Below are 18,835 nucleotides of genomic sequence, written 5' to 3' on the forward strand. Positions count from 1 at the left end.
CGATGAGCGCGTGTGCCGCCTTGCTGATCAGCGCGCCCGCGTCGGGCTCGGGCAAGACCACGATCACGGCGGGCCTGGCGCGCTATCACCGCCGCATGGGCCGCCGCGTGCGCGTGTTTAAAACCGGACCGGATTTTCTCGACCCCAAATGGCTGGAAAGCGCCAGCGGCCAGCCGGTTTATAACCTCGACCTGGGCATGGTGGGCGCGGATGGTTGCCGCCAGTTGCTGGCGCAAGCGGCGGCCGAGGCCGATCTGATCCTGATTGAAGGCGTGATGGGCTTGTACGACGGCACGCCCAGCAGCGCCGATCTGGCCATCGCCTTGGGCGTGCCGGTGCTGGCGGTGATTAGCGGCAAAGGCATGGCGCAGAGCTTTGCTGCAATTGCGTTCGGGCTGGCGCGGTTTCGTGACGGCTTGCCGTTTTATGGCGTGCTGGCCAATCGGGTGGGCTCGCTGCGCCATGCCGAGTTGCTGCAACAGGCCATGCCCGCAGATTTACGCTGGCTGGGGCATGTGGCGGCGGAGACGGCCTTAAGCCTGCCTGAGCGCCATCTGGGCTTGCAGCAACCGGCGGAAATCGATGATCTGGATGCGCGGCTTGAACGCGCCGCCGCTGCCATTGCCACGACAGCGCTGGCGCAATTGCCGCCGCAGGTGGAATTTGCAACGCCCGCTGCGACCACGGTGGTGCCCCCATTGCTGGCGGGCAAACGCATCGCGATCGCGCGTGATGCGGCGTTCTCGTTTATCTATCCAGCCAACCTGGATTTGCTGAGGGCGATGGGGGCGCAGCTGGTGTTCTTTGCGCCATTGGCTGATGAAGCGTTGCCCGCGGCTTGCGATGCCGTTTATTTGCCGGGCGGCTATCCGGAATTGCACGCGGCAACGTTAGCGCGCAACCACACCACCGCAGCATCACTGCGTGCACACGTGGCGGCAGGGCGGCCGTTGGTGGCGGAGTGCGGCGGCATGCTGTATCTGGCCGAGGCGCTGACCGATGTAGCCGGCGAGTGCGTGGCCATGCTGGGCTTGCTGCCAGGCCAGGCGCGCATGCAAACGCGCTTTGCGGCGCTGGGCATGCAGGTGGTGGAGAGCGAACAGGGCGTGCTGCGCGGGCATACCTTTCACTATTCCACCTTCGCTACGCCGCTGACGCCGTGGCGCGTAGCCGCCAATCCGGATAGCGGCAAAGCCGGTGAGGCGTGGTACCGACATGGCGCGATCACTGCGTCGTATATGCACGCGTACTGGCCATCGAACCCCCAATTTGCCGCTGCGCTGTTTTTATAGGGTGGGTCTCGACCCACCATTCAAAGCCGTTGATTTGGAGTGCGATGGCTCAAGATACCACTTTGAGGGGTGGGTCGAGACCCACCCTATGCGGGCTTAATCCAGCAGCGCCCAGATCGCATCCATATCCAGCGCTGCCTCCACCGCGTCGGTATTCCACCATCGCTACGCCGCTGACGCATGGTACCGACATGGCGCGATCACTGCGTCGTATATGCATGCGTACTGGCCTTCCAACCCCCAATTCGCCGCTGCGCTGTTTTCATAGGGTGGGTCAAGACCCACCACTCAAAGCCGATGGTTCCGCGTGCGATGGCTCAAGTTGCCACTTTGAGTGGTGGGTCAAGACCCACCATTCAAAGCCGATGATTCGGAGTGCGATGGCTCAAGATGCCACTTTGAGGGGTGGGTCGAGACCCACCCTATGCGGCGGCTTAATCCAGCAGCGCCCAGATCGCATCCATATCCAGCGCCGCTTCCACCGCGTCGGCCAGTTGGTCAATCGACGCTTCGCGCCGCGCGTCGTGGTCAATCTGCGCCACGTCGTTCAGCCCGGCCCAGCGCAGCAGCGCGGCGCACGCTTCGGGCGCATCGAACAGACCATGCAGATAAGTCGCCAGCACTTGCCCATCCGCCGACAGCGCGCCTTCGGGCCGCGGTGGCTCGCCCAGATACAGTGCCGGGTTGGCCAGCGCCGGGCCGTGAGTTACGCCCATATGAATCTCATAACCGCGCACCGCTGCCGCCGCAAACGCCAGCTGGCCCGTGGTGTTGACCAACTGCTTTTCCGCTTCCAGCGTCGTCACATAATCCAGCAGGCCCAAACCCGCCGTCGCCGTCACCTCGCTCTCGATGCCATGCGGATCGTGCAATGCGCGCCCCAGCATCTGCATGCCGCCGCACACGCCGATCACCTTGCCCTGATAGCGCAAATGCCGCTGCAGATACGCCTCCCAGCCGTTGGCGCGTAGCCAGGCCAGATCGCGCTGCACGCTTTTGCTGCCCGGCAGGATCACCAGATCGGCCGGGGGAATCGGCTCGCCCGCGCGCACATAGCTGAAGTCCACTTGCGGATGTGCGCGCAGCGCGTCGAAATCGGTGTGGTTGGAAATGCGCGGCAGCGCGGGCACCACCACGCGCAGGGCATGGGCTGAGGTGGCGGCGGCGCGGCGCGCGCTGGGCAGCATATCCTCGCCATCCAGCCACAGGCCGGGCACAAATGGCACCACGCCCAGCACGCGCTGGCCGGTTTGCGCTTCCACCCAGTCCAGCCCCGGTTTAAGCAGCGCCACATCGCCGCGAAACTTGTTGATGACGATGCCTTTGATGCGCGCGCGTTCGGCTTCAGACAAGCAGGCCAACGTGCCAATGATCTGCGCAAACACGCCGCCACGGTCGATGTCGGCCACCAGAATCACCGGCACATCGGCGGCTTCGGCAAAGCCCATATTGGCGATGTCGTTGGCGCGCAGGTTGACTTCCGCCGGGCTGCCCGCGCCTTCGATCAGCACGCAATCCATGCGTTGCCGCAAGCGCCCGAACGACGCCAGCACCGCCTGCAAGGCTTTGGGTTTAAACGCGTGATACGCCACCGCGTTGTAATTGCCCACCGCATGGCCGTGGATGATGACTTGCGCGCCGATATCGCTATTGGGCTTGAGCAACACCGGGTTCATATCGACTTCGGGCACGATGCCGGCCGCCAGTGCCTGCCACGCTTGTGCGCGGCCGATTTCGCCGCCATCCACCGTCACCGCGCTGTTTAGCGACATGTTCTGCGGTTTGAACGGCGCCACGCGCAAACCGCGCCGTCGCGCCAGGCGGCACAGCGCGCCCACCAACGTGCTTTTGCCGGAATCGGAGCTGGTACCCTGTATCATCAACGCGCCGGACATTTCGACTTTCCTTCGTTTAAATCAAGTTATGCGTAAAAACCTGCGGCATTATGCCATCCCCTTTCCCGAGCGCCGCGTGGCCGGGCCGTGCCATGTGGCCTGATTTGATCAGCCTGTGCGCGCTAACGTGGACCGGCGTGGCCATCGACCGCATCTGGGGCGAGCCGCGCCGCTGGCATCCGCTGGTGGGCTTTGGCCGTATCGCGCAACAGTTGGAGCGCGCGCTGAACCCGGATTACCGGACTGCGGGATCACGCGGCGTGGTGTGGCCGCGTTTGCTGGGCGTGGTGGCGTGGGCCGGCATGGTGTTGCTGCCAACGGCGCTGGCCGCGTATCTGTTACTGAATTTGCCATGGCAGCTCGCGTGGCTGCTGCATGCCTTGCTGCTGTGGTTTGCGTTGGGCGCGCGCAGTCTGGAAGAGCATATCCGCCCGATTGCCGCCGCTTTGCTGGCGGGCGATCTGGCCGAATCGCGCCGGCTGACTGCGCGCATCGTGAGCCGCGATCTAACTCAGGCCGATACGCCCGCCGTGGCGCGCGCCGCCATCGAATCGGCGCTGGAAAATGGCAATGACGCCATCTTTGGCGCGCTGTTCTGGTTTGCTGTCGCCGGTGGGCCGGGCGCATTGGCGTTTCGACTGGCCAATACGCTGGATGCGATGTGGGGCTATCGCACGCCGCGCTTGCTGCGTTTTGGCTGGGCCGCCGCGCGTATTGATGACGCGCTGAACTGGCTACCCGCCCGCTTGACGGCGGCCGCCTATGCGCTGTGCGGCAATGCGCGCGCGGCCTGGCGTTGCTGGCAGGCGCAAGCGCCCGCGTGGGACAGCCCGAATGCCGGGCCGGTGATGGCCAGCGGCGCGGGCAGTTTGCAGGTTTTATGCGGCGGCGCGGCGTTTTACCACGGCGCGCTGGAAGCCAGGCCGCCTTTGGGTGAGGGCCAACCGCCGCAAGCGCAGGATGTGGTTCGGGCGCTAAATCTGGTAAAACGCGCGGTGCTGCTGTGGCTGGTGCTGCAAAGCATGTTGACGTTGGCTGTTGTCGTAATCACTCGCTAAACGCGAATTTGCTGAAAGGCCCCGATGTTGCAACCCATCCCCGCCGTGCCGCACGGCGGCAACCTGAGCGCCGCGATTGCGCAATATGGCCGTCCGCGCGAGCAGTGGCTTGATCTCTCCACCGGCATCAACCCCCACGGCTATCCCGTGCCCGCGCTGGAGGCGGCTGCGTGGCTGCGCTTGCCCGATGACGGCGATGATCTCGAAATGATCGCCGCCCGGCATTACGGCGCGCCCGCTGCATTGGCGGTGGCTGGCACGCAAGCGGCCATTCGCATGCTGCCCGCAGTGTTACCAGCGGGCGAGATCGGCGTCAGTCTGCTGACGTATGGCGAGTACGCACCGGCCTTTGCCGCCGCGGGCTTTAGGCTGCGACGCTTTGTGACACCCGCTGTGGCCGACTTGGCAAGCGCGGACGACTTTGTCTTGCAGCCCGGCGCGGCCTTGCCCGCATCGCTGCAGCATCTGGTGCTGGTGAACCCCAACAATCCGACCGCCGAGTTATATGCACCCGATGTGCTGCTGGATTGGCAGCAACAACTACGCGCGCGCGGCGGCACGCTGATCGTGGACGAGGCATTTCTGGAGGCCTTGCCGGTGGCCAGCATGGCGGCGCACAGCGCACTGGATGGGCTGATCGTGCTGCGCTCGGTCGGCAAGTTTTACGGACTGGCCGGCGCACGGGTGGGTTTTGTGCTGGCTGCGCCCGGGGTATTGCAGCGGCTGGCCTTGCTGCGTGGCCCGTGGAGTATTTCTGGCCCGGCGCGCGCCGTGGTGCGGGCCGCCTTGCTGGATACCGCCTGGCAAGAATCGACCGACGTCGCTTTGCGCGCTGCCGGTTTGCGTTTGGCACAGTTGCTGGCCGATGCGGGTTTTGCCAACGTCGCCGCCACCCCATTGTTTGCCTGGCTGCGCACCGAGTATGCCGCCGCGCTGCACAAGCAGCTGGCCGAGCAGGGCATCTGGGTGCGCCGTTTTGACCACGTGCCCAGCCTGCGCCTCGGCTTGCCACCCGATGAAGCGGGCTGGCAACGTCTGACAACGGCGCTGTCCGCGCTTTCCATTTCAACTGATCTTCAGGCCTGACCGTGTCGAATACTGAACTGCCCCCGCATCTTGATTTAACCCATTTCGTCACGCCCGATACGGCCGCCTTGCTGCCACCCGGTGCAGCGGCGCATCCCGCGCGCATTCTGTTACTGTATGGCTCGCTGCGGGCGCGTTCTTACAGCCGCTTGCTGACCGAAGAAGCGGCGCGTTTGCTGGCGGCGATGGGTGCGGAAGTACGCATCTTTAATCCGGCCGGTTTGCCTTTGCCGGACGAGGATTCAGAAAACCACCCCAAAGTGCTGGAATTACGCGAACTGGCGCGCTGGAGCGAAGGCATGGTCTGGTGCTCGCCCGAACGCCACGGCGCGTTAACCGGCGTGATGAAAGCGCAGATCGACTGGATTCCGTTATTTGCTGGCGGCACACGGCCCACGCAAGGCAAAACGCTGGCGGTGATGGAAGTCTGCGGCGGCGTGCATTCGTTTAATGCCGTTAACCAGATGCGCCAGCAGGGCCGCTGGATGCGCATGCTGGCAGTGCCCAATCAGGTTTCGGTGCCCGCGGCGTTTAATGAATTTGATGAAGCAGGGCGGATGTTGCCGGGCGAGTATTACGATCGCACCGTGGATGTAATGGAAGAATTACTTAAATTTACTTTGCTAACGCGGCATGTATCGCCGTATTTGACGGACCGATATAGCGAGCGCAAAAAGCGCGCAGAGAAAGCAGCAAAAGCAGATTGAGATGGTTCTGGCGATTTGAAGGATAAGAGAAATGAAAAAGATACTCGTGATCGGCATCGGTGCAGGTAATCCCGACTATATTACGATGCAAGCGGTCAATGCGCTTAATCGCACTGATGTTTTCTTTATTCTGGATAAAGGCCCGGCCAAAGAGAAGTTGACGCAATTGCGTAAGGATATTTGCGAGCGCTATATCCAGAATCATGAATATCGCTTTGTCGAAGCCACTTTGCCGGAGCGTACGCGAGGCGTTGCTGATTATCACGGCGCTGTAGTTGATCTGAATCTGGCCAAAGAAGCACTGTTTGAACAGCTGATCAATGAGCAGTTGGCTGAAGACGAATGCGGCGCCTTTCTGGTGTGGGGCGATCCGTCCTTATATGACAGCACTATTCGTATATTGAATGCATTAATCAAACGTCGCGGCTTGCAACTGGAATACGAAGTCATCCCCGGCATTACCAGCATTCAGGCGTTGACCGCGCAACATAAAGTGCCTTTGAACGAAATTGGCGACGCGGTCGAGATTACTACCGGGCGCAGGCTGGCAGAGCGCCGGGTGCACTATGGCAGCAATATGGTGGTGATGCTGGATGCGGAAAATAGTTATCAATGCGTGCCGGGCGACGAATACGAGATTTATTGGGGCGCTTATATCGGCACGCCCGATCAGATTTTGATGAGCGGGCGCGTCGATGAGGTAAAAGCTGAAATTGATCGGGTGAGGGCAGAAGCGCGGGAGAAAAATGGCTGGATTATGGATACGTATTTGCTCAAGCGTATCTGACAGCCTTGTCCGCTATTTATTGGCCGGCGGCGGATGATGCGCGCTGCCATTCCTCCACCAACACGTCGAGCAATTGTGCTGCCGGCATTTCTCGCGCCAAGGGCGCACCTTGCCCGGCCCAATGCGCGGCGTAATCGTAATTGCCTTGTGCGTTGGCCCATTGATTTAAAACTTTGGCCGCGTCATACGCCACCGGGTAATCCGGCACTTTGCCCGCATGCGCCGAGAAATACATGCGGTTAACCATGCCGCGTGCCGGTCGACCCGAAATATTGGCGGTGACTGCCGTGTTATACGCACCCGCGCCCAGCAATTGCGCGCGATAGGCAGCGCTGGCGCTGGATTCAGGGCAGGCAATAAACGCGGTGCCCAATTGCGCACCGGCCGCGCCCAGATTGATCACGGCCGCGATGCCCGCGCCATCCATAATGCCGCCCGCTGCAATCACCGGCAGATTGCATTTGCTGACCAATAAACGCGTCAAGGCAAAGGTGCTTAGCTTTAAATCTTCGGCCGGATCAAAAATGCCGCGATGTCCGCCCGCTTCATAACCTTGCGCGCACAGCATATCGATGCCCGCCGCTTCGATTTGTTGTGCTTCGGCCAGGCTGGTGGCGGTGGCCATGGTAACGATGCCCGCGTCGCGTAACGCCTTGATGGCGGCCACTTCGGGCACACCGAAATGAAAACTGACCAGGGCGGGGCGCTCGGCCAATAACATGTCCAGCAACGGCGCATTGGCGTAGGCGGTATCGTAGATTTCGCGCAATTGTTCGGGCAAGGCGGCGCGCGGCACACCGGTTTTTTGCGCAAGGAATTGCAACCACGCGATGTCCTGTTCGTCCGAGCGTTTGGGTGGCTGGTGGCAAAAGAAATTGACGCTAAATGGCGCGGTCGTCAGCACGCGTGTTTTGCGGATTTGCTCCGCCGCTTGCGCCACCGTTAAATGCCCGAGCGCCAACGAACCCAATCCGCCCGCATTGGAGACGGCCGCAGCCAATTCAGGCGTGCCGATCACGGCCATAGGCGCTTGAATCACTGGATGGCGAATGCCAAGGCGGCGGGTAAAAGTCTGGCTGCGGGTCATATGGAATCTCTTGGATAAATAAATGGCTTGGGCAATGCAGTCTAGTTTAAGGCAGGCGCTTGGCTGCGAGATCTATTGTTGGCCCATCACGCGGGCCAGACTTCTTCCAGAAACTCAATCACCGCATCCACGCGCGCGTTTTCTCTGAGCGACCGGTGCACGCAAAGCCAGACCTCACGCGATAATTCGGGCGCATCCAGTACGCGACAAAACGACGGGCTGATATGCGCGGTAAATTCGGCCATCAAACCCAATCCAGCGCCGGCATGCACGCCATCGTAAATACTCAAGGCGTTATTGCCGCGCAGCCACGGTTGCGGTGCGCCGGGCAGGGCATTGAGCCAGCTATCCATGGTCTGATCAGCGCGGGATTCGTCCAGACCAATAAAATCGAGCGCCTGCCATTGCCGGTTGTGGATGGCGACCGCATGCGCATCGACATAAGTCTGGTTGGCATACAGGCCAAATTCTATTTGCCCCAAACGTTTGCCCAGTAAATCGCCGGTTTCGGGCTTGCCATAGCGCAGCGAAATATCGGCCTCGCGCCTGGCCAGATTAAATGGATATTGCGACGCCAATATCTCGATATGTAATGCGGGATGGCGTTGATGTAGGGGCGGGATGAGCGAGGTCAGCAAAAAACACAGCCATTCATCCGCATTGATGCGCACGGTGCCTTCGATTTCTTCGGGGGTATCGGCCTCGCGCAGGATTTCATTGGCGGAGCCTTCCATTTGTTCGGCCCACGTGGCGATACGCAGCCCAAGCGCGGTGGTTTCGCAGCCGGTTGAAGTGCGCTCGACCAGCTTGCCGCCCAGTTGTTCTTCCAGCGTATCCAGCCGGCGTGACAAGGTGGCGCTACTTAAACGTAGTCGCGCGCTGGCGATGCGCAGGTTGCCAGTTCGCACCACGGCCAGCAGTACACGCAGATTATCCCAATCAAGGCGTTGCATAAATGAAACCTGGTGATCGGATATTGGTGGTTGATGCGCATAAATGTAAGCCCTATAGTCCCGGCTTGCAAATGAAGTGCGGAGTGAAATGATGTTGCCGAACAAGAACCTGGTTGAACGGATTCTGCATGCAGTGTGCTTTGAAGCCTTGGCGCTGCTGATCTGTGTGCCTGCGCTGACGCTGTTGATGGACCAGCCGCCGCTGACGATGGGCCTGTTGACGCTGGCGATTTCGCTGACTGCCACGCTGTGGAACATGACGTACAACACGCTGTTCGACCGCCTGCAAAAGCGGCTTGGCTTCAAGCGCACGCTGTGGGTACGCGTGTGGCACACGCTGGGTTTTGAGGCCGGATTGATGGCGGTAGTGCTGCCGATGGCGGCGTGGTGGCTCTCGATTACGCTGCTGGAAGCGTTTGCGATGGAAGTCGGTTTGCTGCTGTTCTTTTTGCCGTACGCCTATGTTTACAACTTGGTGTACGACCGTTTGCGCGAAGCCGGGTGGCTGCGCCGCAGGCGCATGGCGGCGTAATTGGCGCGCTGCGTTTGCTAAAGCTGCGCTTCAATCGCGGCTTTATCGATCACCGACCACACCTGCGCAATCTTGCCGTCGGCAAATTCATAAAACACATTCTCGCTGAATGAAACGCGCCGGCCATTGACCGCGATGCCGAGAAACGTGCCCACTGGCGTGCAATCAAATAAAAGCCGCGCGGCAATGCGCGGCGGTTCAGCAATCAGAAGATCGATAGTGAAGTGCAAATCCGGAATGTCGCGATAATCCTTTTGCAGATTGGCGCGATATCCGGACAGGCCAATCAGCTGGCCGTTGTAGCGCACCTGCTCATCGACAAATTGACCGAGGCCCGGCCAATCCTGCTGATTTAGACACGCGATATAAGCGCGATATATATCCGCGAGCGCGTCTTTATTCATGGACCGCAGGCTCCTGTTGGTGTAAAAGCCGCGCTGCATTGCATGTATCAAGCCGCGCTGGCACATCGAAATATAGCGCACCCGCGTTTGGCCCGCGCGGGCCGCGTTATGGCCTGCCACCACGGCGTGGCGTGGATGCGATCGGGCTGTGTCAGCTCGCCCAGCATCGGCGTCGCCATTGGCAGGCCGCGCTGCTGCGCCAGCTGAAAACTTCTCACCACTGGCTCGTCCCAGGCATGGGTGGACAGCTGGAACATACCCCAATGCGCGGGCACAAACAGTTTGCTGCGCAGATCAATGGCGGCCTGGATGGTTTCTTCGGGCTGCATGTGTGAATCGGCCCAGCGCAAATCATATTGACCGTTTTCGATAATGCTGACGTCAAAGGGCCCATAGCGCTCGCCAATATCGGCAAAGTGTTTGCCATACGACGAATCGCCGCTGTAATACAGCTTTTGCTGCTCGCCGGTGATGACCCACGACGCCCACAGGGTGCGCGCCCGATCAAACAAACCGCGGCCCGATTCGTGCCGTGCGGGGGTGGCGGTAAAGCGCAAACTGCCGCGTTGCAGGCTGCCGTGCCAATCAAGTTCGCTAATGCGTTCAGCGACAACACCCCAACGCTGCAGCCACGCGCCCATGCCGGATGGCACGATGAATTCGGAGGTCGTTTTTGCCAGAAAACGCACGGTGGTTTCATCCAGATGATCGTAATGGTCGTGCGAAATCACGACGAAATCGATGTGGGGCAATGCTTCGAGCGCGACGGGCGCAGGTTGAAACCGCTTCCAACCGACCGGCAATGGCGATACCGACTCGCCAAATACCGGATCAAGCAGGATGTTTTTGCCCTCCATATTCAATACAAACGTCGAATGCCCCAACCAAACCAGTTTTAATTGCGGCGATGGCTGCATAAACGCGGTCCAATCCGTGGGCACTACGGGCAACGGCGCGGGTGGGCGCGTGCTGGCATCAAAGAACAGTTTGTTGATCACGTCGAAAAAATCGGAGACTCCAAATTTGATAGGGCGGGTGGGTTCTTCGTTTTTAAAGCGCGGCGGCATATCGGATTTACGCTGGCTGGTTTTGCGATTCATGGCTGACTCCCGAATGGAATACGATTTAGGCAAAGTTTTTATTTAATGCGCAGAATAAGCGCGTACTCACTCATTTAATCAGTTAAAGCAATGCCCCATACAATGAGGCGCTAGAGGTGATCAATCGTGGGCCAGACCTCGCCATAAAAAGGCAAAGCCCGCCGCTTTATAAGACTGGGATTGCGCGGGATTGCTGGCAGCGAAACTCAAAGTCGTTTCCGCCAGGGTACCTAACAGCATTTCCGAAAATGCAGTGGATTGCTGCTGCGATAATCCGGCGAATACATTGCCGACAATCTCGCTGACATCGGGAAACATCGCGTGTGCTTTGGCGCGGGTTTCCGGCAATACCTTGTCGGATACATGTAACTGGCTTAGCGCTTTGGCGGCCAGCGGATGAGCAAGGCCCCAATCGATATATAAATTCCACACCGCGTGCGCACGTTCTTTTAAAGAATATGCGGCCAGATTTTCTGCGGTGAGCGCCGTACAAAGCTCGCTTTTAAGATGCAGATAAAGCTGGTTGAGCAAATCATCTTTGGTGGCGAAATAGCGGAATAACGTGCCTTCGGCCACACCCGCTTGCCGCGCAATCTGCGAGGTGGGCGCGCCTACGCCTTGCAACGCGACCAACTCGGCGGCGGCGGCTAGCAGGGCAAATTGTTTGTCTTCGCTAAGGGGACGAGCCACGCAGGTCTATCCATGCTTTAGGTGAGTGATTGCTCAATCATATGATGGCGCAGTGAGATAAGACAAGTCCTAAGATTTTTTCTGAGGTCGCAGGCGGCGCGTGCGAGGTTGGCAAAACCATAGCGGGTGCGCTGAAGGATTGTTGATGTGGCCACACGCCCTCAGCGCCGCTGATTTATTGCGCCGGGCTCTCTGCTGGCGCGGACAAATGCATATGTCGCAATTGCCAGTGGCCAGCGTCAAGCGACCAGACCGAGCTAAACAACACGGTGCTGGCCACCGCCGTTTTGCCTTTCGGCGTCACCGAGCCAACGCGTTGCCCGATCACAATGGCGGTATCACCCAGCACTTGCACATCGAGCGACGTGGCGCGCAGATTGATGTCCAGCGGGGCCTGGAATAGCGCGGCAAATGCCTGCATATCCAGGCGGCGCGCTGCGCTGGCGCCCGCTTCGATTTCGGTGAAGCCGGTTGCGGGCACATACCGCTGTACGCCAGCCAGATCGTGCGCTGACATCCGCGCGTACAGGTCGGTGGCGGCGTTGCTGACGTCATCGGCCGGGGAGGCATAACTGCTGGCGGGCGACAACGCCAACGCCAGCATGATCAGCGCCGCAGCCCTGCCCAAAGCGCCGCCTTTAAAGAAAATTTTTGTCATGATCGTGTCCGGAGTGCTGCCGCCGTTTAGCGCAGTTCAAAGCCCAGCTGTTTGAGCGCTACTTCGCACGCGTCGTGGTCTTGCTGCGCGTTGCCGCCCGAAATGCCGATGCCGCCAATCACTTCGCCATTGAGCACGACGGGATAGCCGCCACCCACGGCCACCATGCGCGGGCGCAGCGCCAACGGGGCGACCGCTTCGTTCTGGATAATGCCGTTCCAGGTTTGCGTGGGCAGGCCGAACGAAGCGGCAGTCCATGCTTTATCGATCGCCACATCGGCCGTCAGAAACGGCGCGTGATCGGCCCGTTCAAACGCCTTCAGATGGCCGCCCGCATCGGTGACGGCGATGGTGACTTCAATGCCGATTTCAGCAGCGGCGGCACGCGCGGCGTTGATCAGCGCAATCGCGCCGTCTGTGGTCAGCGACAGCACAGTGGCGGTTTTAGGGGATGTATTCGCAGTATTGGCGTTCATGATGGCCTCCAGTGGCCTGCAGCAAGTTGTGAGCCCCGATTCTGCATAGCCGCGCTAGAATTGATAAGGCGACAATCTGGCTATGACTTTCAAATGAAAATTGAAAATATCGGCGATCTGGCGGTACTGGTGCATACCGCACGTTCGGGCAGCCTGACCGGGGCAGCGGCGGTGATGGGCGTGACGCCCGCTGCGGCCAGCGCAGCGTTAAAGCGGTTGGAAACCCAACTGGGCACACGCTTGTTCGAGCGCTCCACGCGCGCGATGCGGCTTACCGAGCAGGGGCAAACGCTGCTGGACTACGCGACGCGCGCGTTTGAACTGGTGGCGGAGGGCGAGGCGCTGGTCACGGAGCAGCGCACCCGGCTGGTGGGGCGACTGCGCGTGGCGGCACCGGCTGATCTGGCGCGCACCACCTTGCTGGCCTGGTTTGATGAATTTCTGGCGCAACATCCGGGCGTGGAAATCAAGCTGGCTGCGGGAGATCGGCCGCTGGACGTCATCCGTGACCAAGTGGATGTGGCCATCCGCTACGGCATACCCGCGGACTCAAGAATGGTGGCGCGACCTTTATTGCTGCAACGCCCGATCGTAACGGCCTCACCCGAATATCTGCAGCGCCACGGCACACCGACAACGCCGCAGGATCTGGCCGCGCACAATTGCATTACCTTTGGCCGCGGCGGCAGCGAGCATCGGCAATGGCAATTTATGCAAGGCGAGCAAACCGTAACGGTGCGGGTAAGCGGCAATCGCTCGGTGGACGATGCCTCGCTGGCGCACGACTGGGCAGTCGCGGGTGCGGGCTTGCTATTTAAAACGCCATTCGAATTACGCGCTGATCTGCAAGCGGGCCGATTGGTACAGGTGTTGCACGACTGGATGGCCGAGCCTTACCCTTTGCACGCGTTTCTGCCGAGCAAACGCTTTATGCCACATCGCGTGCGCGAATTTGTGGCGTTTTTGACCGATCAATTCTCGGTATTTGCCGACCAATATCGCTAATCCATATCAGGCGTGAGCGCTGGCCAATCCGCCCCCAGGAGAACCGTCACCATGAACGAGCAAACGCGCTGGGAGCTTTATCTTTACGAGCATTACAGTAAAGAGGAAATGGGCCGACTGGCCCGCAGCCTTGAATACTTTCGTTATTGCCGCGCGTATGGCGGCCATGTGGATGATGGTGATCGATTGCTGGTCGCCATTCGGTTTGGCACGGAACAGGAATTGCTGGAGATATTGGCGCAATTGGAAATCCCCGGCACCCGATTACCGCCAACTAATCCGGTGCCGGTACCTGGGGTTTCCTATCCAGGGACTGAATTCGCGAAATTCATTCCGGCGGTAAAAGCGTTTCCTACTATCGCGCAACCGCGGCAGGTGAGTTTGCGTGGCATTAATGTTTTCGTCTGGATAGATGCCGCGCAAATACGGCTGGAGATATCCGACCCGCTTGATCGGTATTGCGTGGGTGCCGAAGCGGTGCACGGCGCGCAAGTGGTAGAGCCATTACTGGCGCAGCTGCAGGCGAAGTTGATTGAGCCGCCGCTGGATGGCAAACATTGCGTTTGCCCGAAGTTTTATCCGGAGTTTTGGGGTGGGGGCGGATTAGATCGCGTTTCCTCTCGCGTCGTGGACAATTGAAACTCGCAAAAAAACAAAGCGCCCGGAGCCATCTAGAGGCGCCGAGCGCTTTTAAGTGCGTGGCGGACCCGGCGGGAGTCGAATCCCGGGCCAAACCACTCAAAGGCCGTATGGTTACCAGGGTTTGTTAGAGGCGGTCTATTTTTTGTTTGAGTTTTGTGCGATTCAGTTTTCTTCTTGCTCCCAATTGCCAATCGGACGATAGCTTGTCTTTTCACTCTGGTCCGGGACCCGTTGGCCGTTACGGATAATCATTTCTCTATCCACGTTCGCCATCTGATTGGCTACCCACATCATGTTCTCGCCCGCACTCAGCCTGATCGACGTTTGGCCGGTTCCGTTTTGTCCCAAGCTCCAGGCAAAACCCCTGCTAAGAAAAAAATAAGTGTCTTTACTTGAAGTAATCTGGCGGCGGGGAATGGCGATACGCCCAGCAAGCTGTTTCCTGCCTTTTACGCCTGGATCAAGGGGATGCGGGACAAGAAAGATAAATCTTCTGGTTCTTCGTAACAGCATCCCGACGCCCTTGATTTCGACGCCCGCTAATTCAGCTTCATGCTCAAACTGGCAACCTGCCGGACAACCAAAGCTATCAATCCAAATGACGAGCACAATCTTTTGCCTCATCGTTGTTCCCGCGTTCCTCTTTAAAGCCACCGTGTCGCAGTGTCTTTATGTGCGACCTATTATCGAAGCCGCTCTAAACAAGACCCGCACCTCGCTTCCCTCGACCGCCCGCATGGGCGTGAACAAGTCAACCCCCCGCGGGCGGCTTTCCTAGGCACTCAACACAGTCCTCTTTGCCTTTAGGCCTGAACAAAGCCACCTCCTTGGAACAACATCTAAATCTCCGCGCTGCAGTCAAATAACTGCCCCGAAAATTGCCCGTTGCTTACTTATGCCCTAAGATAATTTTGTGTGGCGTCGACAGTAAGTTAAAGCCCATTCCTCCTGTGCAGAGGCCACCGAAAAGGCTTGCTCGACGTGGTCGGCAAGTGGTCCCAACCTCCCGGATGAATGAACGATGAATTCACGCAGAAAACTATTGAAAGCCGTACCTGCTGCAGCTCTTAGCGCTATCCTTCCGCCCGGAATGATGCTGCTCACCAGTGAAAAGGCGGCTGCAGACACGGCACCGACTGTTTATTGGAGCATCACCGAGCAGAACCCCCCGAACACCCGACAAACCACATCCGAATTGTTTGGATTCAATGTACCTTGGGGTGATTTTCAGCAGTGGTTTGTTGGGGCTGATAACAAAGTAAAGTCGATAGTTACTGCCAACTTGAAAGTTTTCTCGGGCGCCTTGTATCGCTACCCGGGTGGCACGCCATCCAATGCATTTCTCTGGCGCTGGGCTATCGGTAGCACGCATCCGCGGCCAAGCCAGCCGTGGACATCCAATACTTCACTACCGGCTGATTTCGGGATCGACGAGTTTCTGGCTTGGGTTCGAAATGATCTCCAAGGCAAAGTTGTCTACACGCTAAACATGCAAACGTTCGTGGACAAAAACACAAATGTTCCCAAAATGTTTGCAACGCCATCAGATTTTGCCGCCGACGCCCTGGAATTGATGAGCTACATTTTGTCCACTGCTAATGGTGATGTGGTCGAGTATTGGGAGCTTGGCAACGAGTTGGACGCCAGCCCATCGTGGCCGGGGGCAACCTATGCCGCTTATGCGGCAGAGCTTATTAAACAAGCAAATCTGTCTACAGACGCGAAAATCAGAGCGGCAAAGATTGTGATCCAAACCGCTACAAATATCGGTGGCGCCACCCATCGCCAAACATGGAATGCGGACGTCAAGAACACTTTGGCGCAGTTGGGCCAGTCTCCCGATGCCATCTCCGCTCATGAATATTATGAAATGCCGGGCACTACGGCGGACATGTACGGGATGTTGACTGATATTGGTATTGCAACGGCTCAGTGGCCTAATACGCCTTTACTTGTCACGGAACACGCGATCGACCTCGGCATATACGATCAAACAACGGCAATACATAAATATGCATCAGCAATGGAGGGGGGCATAGCGGCCGCCGACTTCACAATGCTCGCACTTTGGTCCGGCTGGGCCGGTGCAAACTGGCACGCGCTGGAGCACGGTGCAGCTTGGGAGCTGTTTCATATCACTGCGGATAGTACGAAGACAATCTATCCGTCCGCCATTCTTCCCTCGTTAGTAGCTCTCCGCCTAGGTGTGCCCGTTGGGGGAAGACTCGTAAATCACGTGGTGCTGAAAAATAGTACTTCCACCTACCCGTACGCGCAGCATCTTATGGCGTTTATGGACAGCACCGGGACGAAGATGAGTGTTGTCGGGGTCAACCGATCCGCCGCGCCAATCAGCCTTAAGCTCGCCTGGCCGAATATCAACCAGTCTACAAAGGTGAACATTTATATCGCTTGGAATGCGGCACTTGGCACCGTCACCGATGCGTCCGATAACACTGATACAGTGCAAGACTATGTGACAGTGATCCAATACCTTCAAACAGTCACTCACCTAATGGAAGTTAGCGGTGACCAGACCGTTACGCTGCCTATTCCAGCAAAAAGCGTATTTGCGCTAATTGCGATCTAAAGCACCGTTTTAAACGCTGCAGCACCTCCGTAGACGAGTGTGGGGGCGCCTTATTTGTCTATAAATTTGACGAGGGCAGCGGTGAAGTAACTTGCAAGCCGAAAAACAAAGCCCGCTGCGAAAGCGGGCTTTGTTTGCGCAACTGCCATCGAGCTGAAACTGCGTCTAAGCTAGCTCCATTAGTCTTATTCCCGAAACTCCAGAAAAGCGCCCAACTCTTTGAGCGCTATGGCAAAGCAGCTGAGGCAGGACGCAATGTGCTTCGTTATCACAGATGGGATGGCAACCCGCTCGCAGAATCACGAAGTCCAAACAGTGATCTGGCACAGCAAACGATAGCCGGGCTGCGGCAGTCTTAGCTTTGTCGTATCAACGCCAATCGTGGGACTGCCGCTTTTCTCATTTTGCTGATAGGCGTTAGGCGCATCGGTTTTCATAGCCGAGTTCTGGCCGCCCGCAAGCGTTGCATCTTCCCGGCCGTTGGACCAAGGCCCGCCGCTTATACAAGCGGACTTGCAAACCCCTGAACGGGTACTTATAGAAAAGCCAGTTGATCAAGCGATCAATCCAGGAGGGTGGTACGTCGGATACAACCCTTCCACGCGCCAAAATGTAGTGGATGAGCCGATCATTGTTACCGCCCAACGGCCCAGTTTCTGGCAACGGCTTGAATCTTCGTTAGAAAATTTTGCGGAGTCTGCGCTCGATAGCGCCGAGGCTTCCGCATCGGGAGTGGCGTCGTTCGTATACGACCAATTTTATCTGGCCGCTCATATGATCTCTAACGGGATCATTGATGATCAAGGCGCCGCTTCGCGAAATATAGAGCGAGTACAGACATTCCCGGACATGGTGGGGAACGCGGCAACCATACCGGGCAAGGCCATGTATTATGCCGCTCACCCGGATGAAATCACTGCCGAGCAGGCCGGCGCGATTACAGGTGATGCAGTTGCAACACTGTTGGGGGGAAAGGTTTTAGGCACCCTCAATGGCGGCGTCGGGGCGGCTGCCAAAGTTTCTGAAGGGATGTTGACTCCACGCGAGGTGGCAGGCCCAATCGGTCGAGAGGCCATGGCGACAGATAGCATAGAGGCTCCGTTTAGCCCTATCGTAGACGGCGGCGGCTTGCAGGCCCATGAAAATGCCGGCGGCCACCTGCTGCTGAAGCACGTTGGTCAAACTGAGCAAGACCTCATGACGCGCCTGACGAACGAGCCGAAGATCAGCGGTTCGTCTTCGTTCTATGACCGCGCGACGGCGGAAAGCGCGGTATCCCAAGCGCTGGATGCAAACCAAACCACGATTTCGGATTGGCTGAATGGCACTTCCGGTCGTTTACGCATTGATTACACCCTTCCCGATCCAGTTGGCATCTCCGTCTCTCGCGGAGCGACAGGTGCTGTTGATGTGAATTCGTCCCGGATCATTCTGGTGCGCGATCCATCAATGCCGACCGGATACAAAATTCTTACTGGATTCCCAACAAAATGACATACCAAAATATAGAGGCGCTTGGGCAGTTGCTCGGTTGCTATTTCCATCAAGACTGGACAGATGAATTCGATAGTGACGAGGCTGCCTTTCAGGTGATTGTTGACTCGGAGCCGAAGGAGCGGCTATTGGCTGGGGTGAAGGAGATAGATGCTCTGTTGGCGGCATCTTTGCCGGAAGATGAGCTTCGGTCGCTCATGGCCGAGTCTGCTGGTTGCTACTTTGATCCTGGTTCTGAAGGTCTCACCTATGAGCAATGGCTGAAGCGGGCTAGACAGAAATTCGCGCAAGCATAGCGATTCCATCCGCTGTGCTGCGAATAGTCTGGTGAATCCGCTTCAAGAATTCGCCCGCCTCGCGCGGGCGTTTTTACATCCGG

At 58.4% G+C, this 18,835-nt stretch carries 20 protein-coding genes; 11 read left to right on the plus strand and 9 right to left on the minus strand.

Annotated features, from left to right (window positions below; genetic code table 11):
* The first annotated feature begins 2 nt into the window (after positions 1-2).
* The gene (locus WG78_RS11625; RefSeq protein ID WP_053938002.1) at positions 3-1,292 is read left to right on the plus strand and encodes a cobyrinic acid a,c-diamide synthase CobB; all 1,290 of its coding nucleotides are present in this window, start codon (positions 3-5) and stop codon (positions 1,290-1,292) included.
* A 434-nt stretch (positions 1,293-1,726) separates the two neighbouring features.
* Here WG78_RS11625 and WG78_RS11630 read toward each other — a convergent pair whose 3' ends face one another.
* Complete coding sequence (locus WG78_RS11630; protein ID WP_053938003.1) at positions 1,727-3,187, minus strand: cobyric acid synthase; 1,461 nt, start codon at positions 3,185-3,187, stop codon at positions 1,727-1,729.
* A 92-nt stretch (positions 3,188-3,279) separates the two neighbouring features.
* Here WG78_RS11630 and cbiB point away from each other — a divergent pair, with 92 nt between their 5' ends.
* The 4 genes from cbiB to cobF are packed head-to-tail and all read left to right on the plus strand — an operon-like array spanning position 3,280 to position 6,825.
* Positions 3,280-4,245: an adenosylcobinamide-phosphate synthase CbiB gene (cbiB, locus tag WG78_RS11635; protein WP_053938004.1), complete on the plus strand. Its 966-nt coding sequence runs from the start codon at positions 3,280-3,282 to the stop codon at positions 4,243-4,245.
* Between the two features lie 24 nt (positions 4,246-4,269).
* Complete coding sequence (cobD, locus tag WG78_RS11640) at positions 4,270-5,331, plus strand: threonine-phosphate decarboxylase CobD (protein ID WP_053938005.1); 1,062 nt, start codon at positions 4,270-4,272, stop codon at positions 5,329-5,331.
* A 2-nt stretch (positions 5,332-5,333) separates the two neighbouring features.
* Complete coding sequence (gene arsH / locus WG78_RS11645) at positions 5,334-6,038, plus strand: arsenical resistance protein ArsH (protein ID WP_373278984.1); 705 nt, start codon at positions 5,334-5,336, stop codon at positions 6,036-6,038.
* Positions 6,039-6,069: 31 nt separating this feature from the next.
* Positions 6,070-6,825, plus strand: a complete 756-nt coding sequence (gene cobF / locus WG78_RS11650; RefSeq protein ID WP_053938007.1) for a precorrin-6A synthase (deacetylating) — start codon at positions 6,070-6,072, stop codon at positions 6,823-6,825.
* A gap of 16 nt (positions 6,826-6,841) precedes the next feature.
* Here cobF and WG78_RS11655 read toward each other — a convergent pair whose 3' ends face one another.
* Both WG78_RS11655 and WG78_RS11660 read right to left on the minus strand, forming a co-directional pair.
* Positions 6,842-7,912, minus strand: a complete 1,071-nt coding sequence (locus tag WG78_RS11655) for an NAD(P)H-dependent flavin oxidoreductase (protein WP_053938008.1) — start codon at positions 7,910-7,912, stop codon at positions 6,842-6,844.
* An 86-nt stretch (positions 7,913-7,998) separates the two neighbouring features.
* The gene (locus WG78_RS11660; protein ID WP_053938009.1) at positions 7,999-8,865 is read right to left on the minus strand and encodes a LysR family transcriptional regulator; all 867 of its coding nucleotides are present in this window, start codon (positions 8,863-8,865) and stop codon (positions 7,999-8,001) included.
* An 88-nt stretch (positions 8,866-8,953) separates the two neighbouring features.
* Here WG78_RS11660 and WG78_RS11665 point away from each other — a divergent pair, with 88 nt between their 5' ends.
* Positions 8,954-9,397 (plus strand): multidrug/biocide efflux PACE transporter, encoded by a 444-nt coding sequence (locus tag WG78_RS11665; RefSeq protein ID WP_152969164.1) that lies wholly within the window; start codon positions 8,954-8,956, stop codon positions 9,395-9,397.
* 17 nt (positions 9,398-9,414) lie between these two features.
* Here WG78_RS11665 and WG78_RS11670 read toward each other — a convergent pair whose 3' ends face one another.
* From WG78_RS11670 to WG78_RS11690, 5 genes are all read right to left on the minus strand, one after another.
* Positions 9,415-9,801 carry an ester cyclase gene (locus WG78_RS11670; RefSeq protein ID WP_053938010.1) on the minus strand — a complete coding sequence of 129 codons (387 nt, stop codon included), beginning with the start codon at positions 9,799-9,801 and terminating at the stop codon, positions 9,415-9,417.
* Between the two features lie 47 nt (positions 9,802-9,848).
* Entirely contained in the window at positions 9,849-10,901 is a 1,053-nt protein-coding gene (locus WG78_RS11675) for an MBL fold metallo-hydrolase (RefSeq protein ID WP_053938011.1), read from the minus strand.
* A 120-nt stretch (positions 10,902-11,021) separates the two neighbouring features.
* Positions 11,022-11,591: a TetR/AcrR family transcriptional regulator gene (locus WG78_RS11680; protein WP_053938012.1), complete on the minus strand. Its 570-nt coding sequence runs from the start codon at positions 11,589-11,591 to the stop codon at positions 11,022-11,024.
* 175 nt (positions 11,592-11,766) lie between these two features.
* Positions 11,767-12,249: a nuclear transport factor 2 family protein gene (locus WG78_RS11685; RefSeq protein ID WP_053938013.1), complete on the minus strand. Its 483-nt coding sequence runs from the start codon at positions 12,247-12,249 to the stop codon at positions 11,767-11,769.
* A 26-nt stretch (positions 12,250-12,275) separates the two neighbouring features.
* Entirely contained in the window at positions 12,276-12,725 is a 450-nt protein-coding gene (locus WG78_RS11690; RefSeq protein ID WP_053938014.1) for a GlcG/HbpS family heme-binding protein, read from the minus strand.
* A gap of 93 nt (positions 12,726-12,818) precedes the next feature.
* On the opposite strand from WG78_RS11690, the gene WG78_RS11695 reads away from it, so the two are divergent.
* Positions 12,819-13,730 (plus strand): LysR family transcriptional regulator, encoded by a 912-nt coding sequence (locus WG78_RS11695; RefSeq protein WP_053938015.1) that lies wholly within the window; start codon positions 12,819-12,821, stop codon positions 13,728-13,730.
* A 51-nt stretch (positions 13,731-13,781) separates the two neighbouring features.
* Complete coding sequence (locus WG78_RS11700) at positions 13,782-14,369, plus strand: hypothetical protein (protein WP_053938016.1); 588 nt, start codon at positions 13,782-13,784, stop codon at positions 14,367-14,369.
* Between the two features lie 165 nt (positions 14,370-14,534).
* Here the strand turns inward: WG78_RS11700 and WG78_RS11705 are convergent, their stop codons facing one another.
* Entirely contained in the window at positions 14,535-14,996 is a 462-nt protein-coding gene (locus WG78_RS11705) for a hypothetical protein (protein ID WP_053938017.1), read from the minus strand.
* Positions 14,997-15,393: 397 nt separating this feature from the next.
* On the opposite strand from WG78_RS11705, the gene WG78_RS11710 reads away from it, so the two are divergent.
* The 3 genes from WG78_RS11710 to WG78_RS11720 all read left to right on the plus strand — a co-directional run bounded on the left by WG78_RS11710 (position 15,394) and on the right by WG78_RS11720 (position 18,752).
* Positions 15,394-16,962, plus strand: coding sequence for an alpha-L-arabinofuranosidase family protein (locus WG78_RS11710; RefSeq protein ID WP_152969165.1), 1,569 nt, complete (start codon positions 15,394-15,396; stop codon positions 16,960-16,962).
* 513 nt (positions 16,963-17,475) lie between these two features.
* A complete protein-coding gene (locus WG78_RS11715) occupies positions 17,476-18,456 on the plus strand; it encodes an RNase A-like domain-containing protein (protein WP_152969166.1) in 981 nt (326 codons plus the stop codon).
* The gene (locus tag WG78_RS11720) at positions 18,453-18,752 is read left to right on the plus strand and encodes a contact-dependent growth inhibition system immunity protein (protein WP_053938020.1); all 300 of its coding nucleotides are present in this window, start codon (positions 18,453-18,455) and stop codon (positions 18,750-18,752) included. The genes WG78_RS11715 and WG78_RS11720 overlap by 4 nt, the downstream gene beginning before the upstream one ends.
* The last annotated feature ends 83 nt before the right edge of the window (positions 18,753-18,835 follow it).

Source organism: Amantichitinum ursilacus, assembly GCF_001294205.1.
Taxonomy (GTDB): domain Bacteria; phylum Pseudomonadota; class Gammaproteobacteria; order Burkholderiales; family Chitinibacteraceae; genus Amantichitinum; species Amantichitinum ursilacus.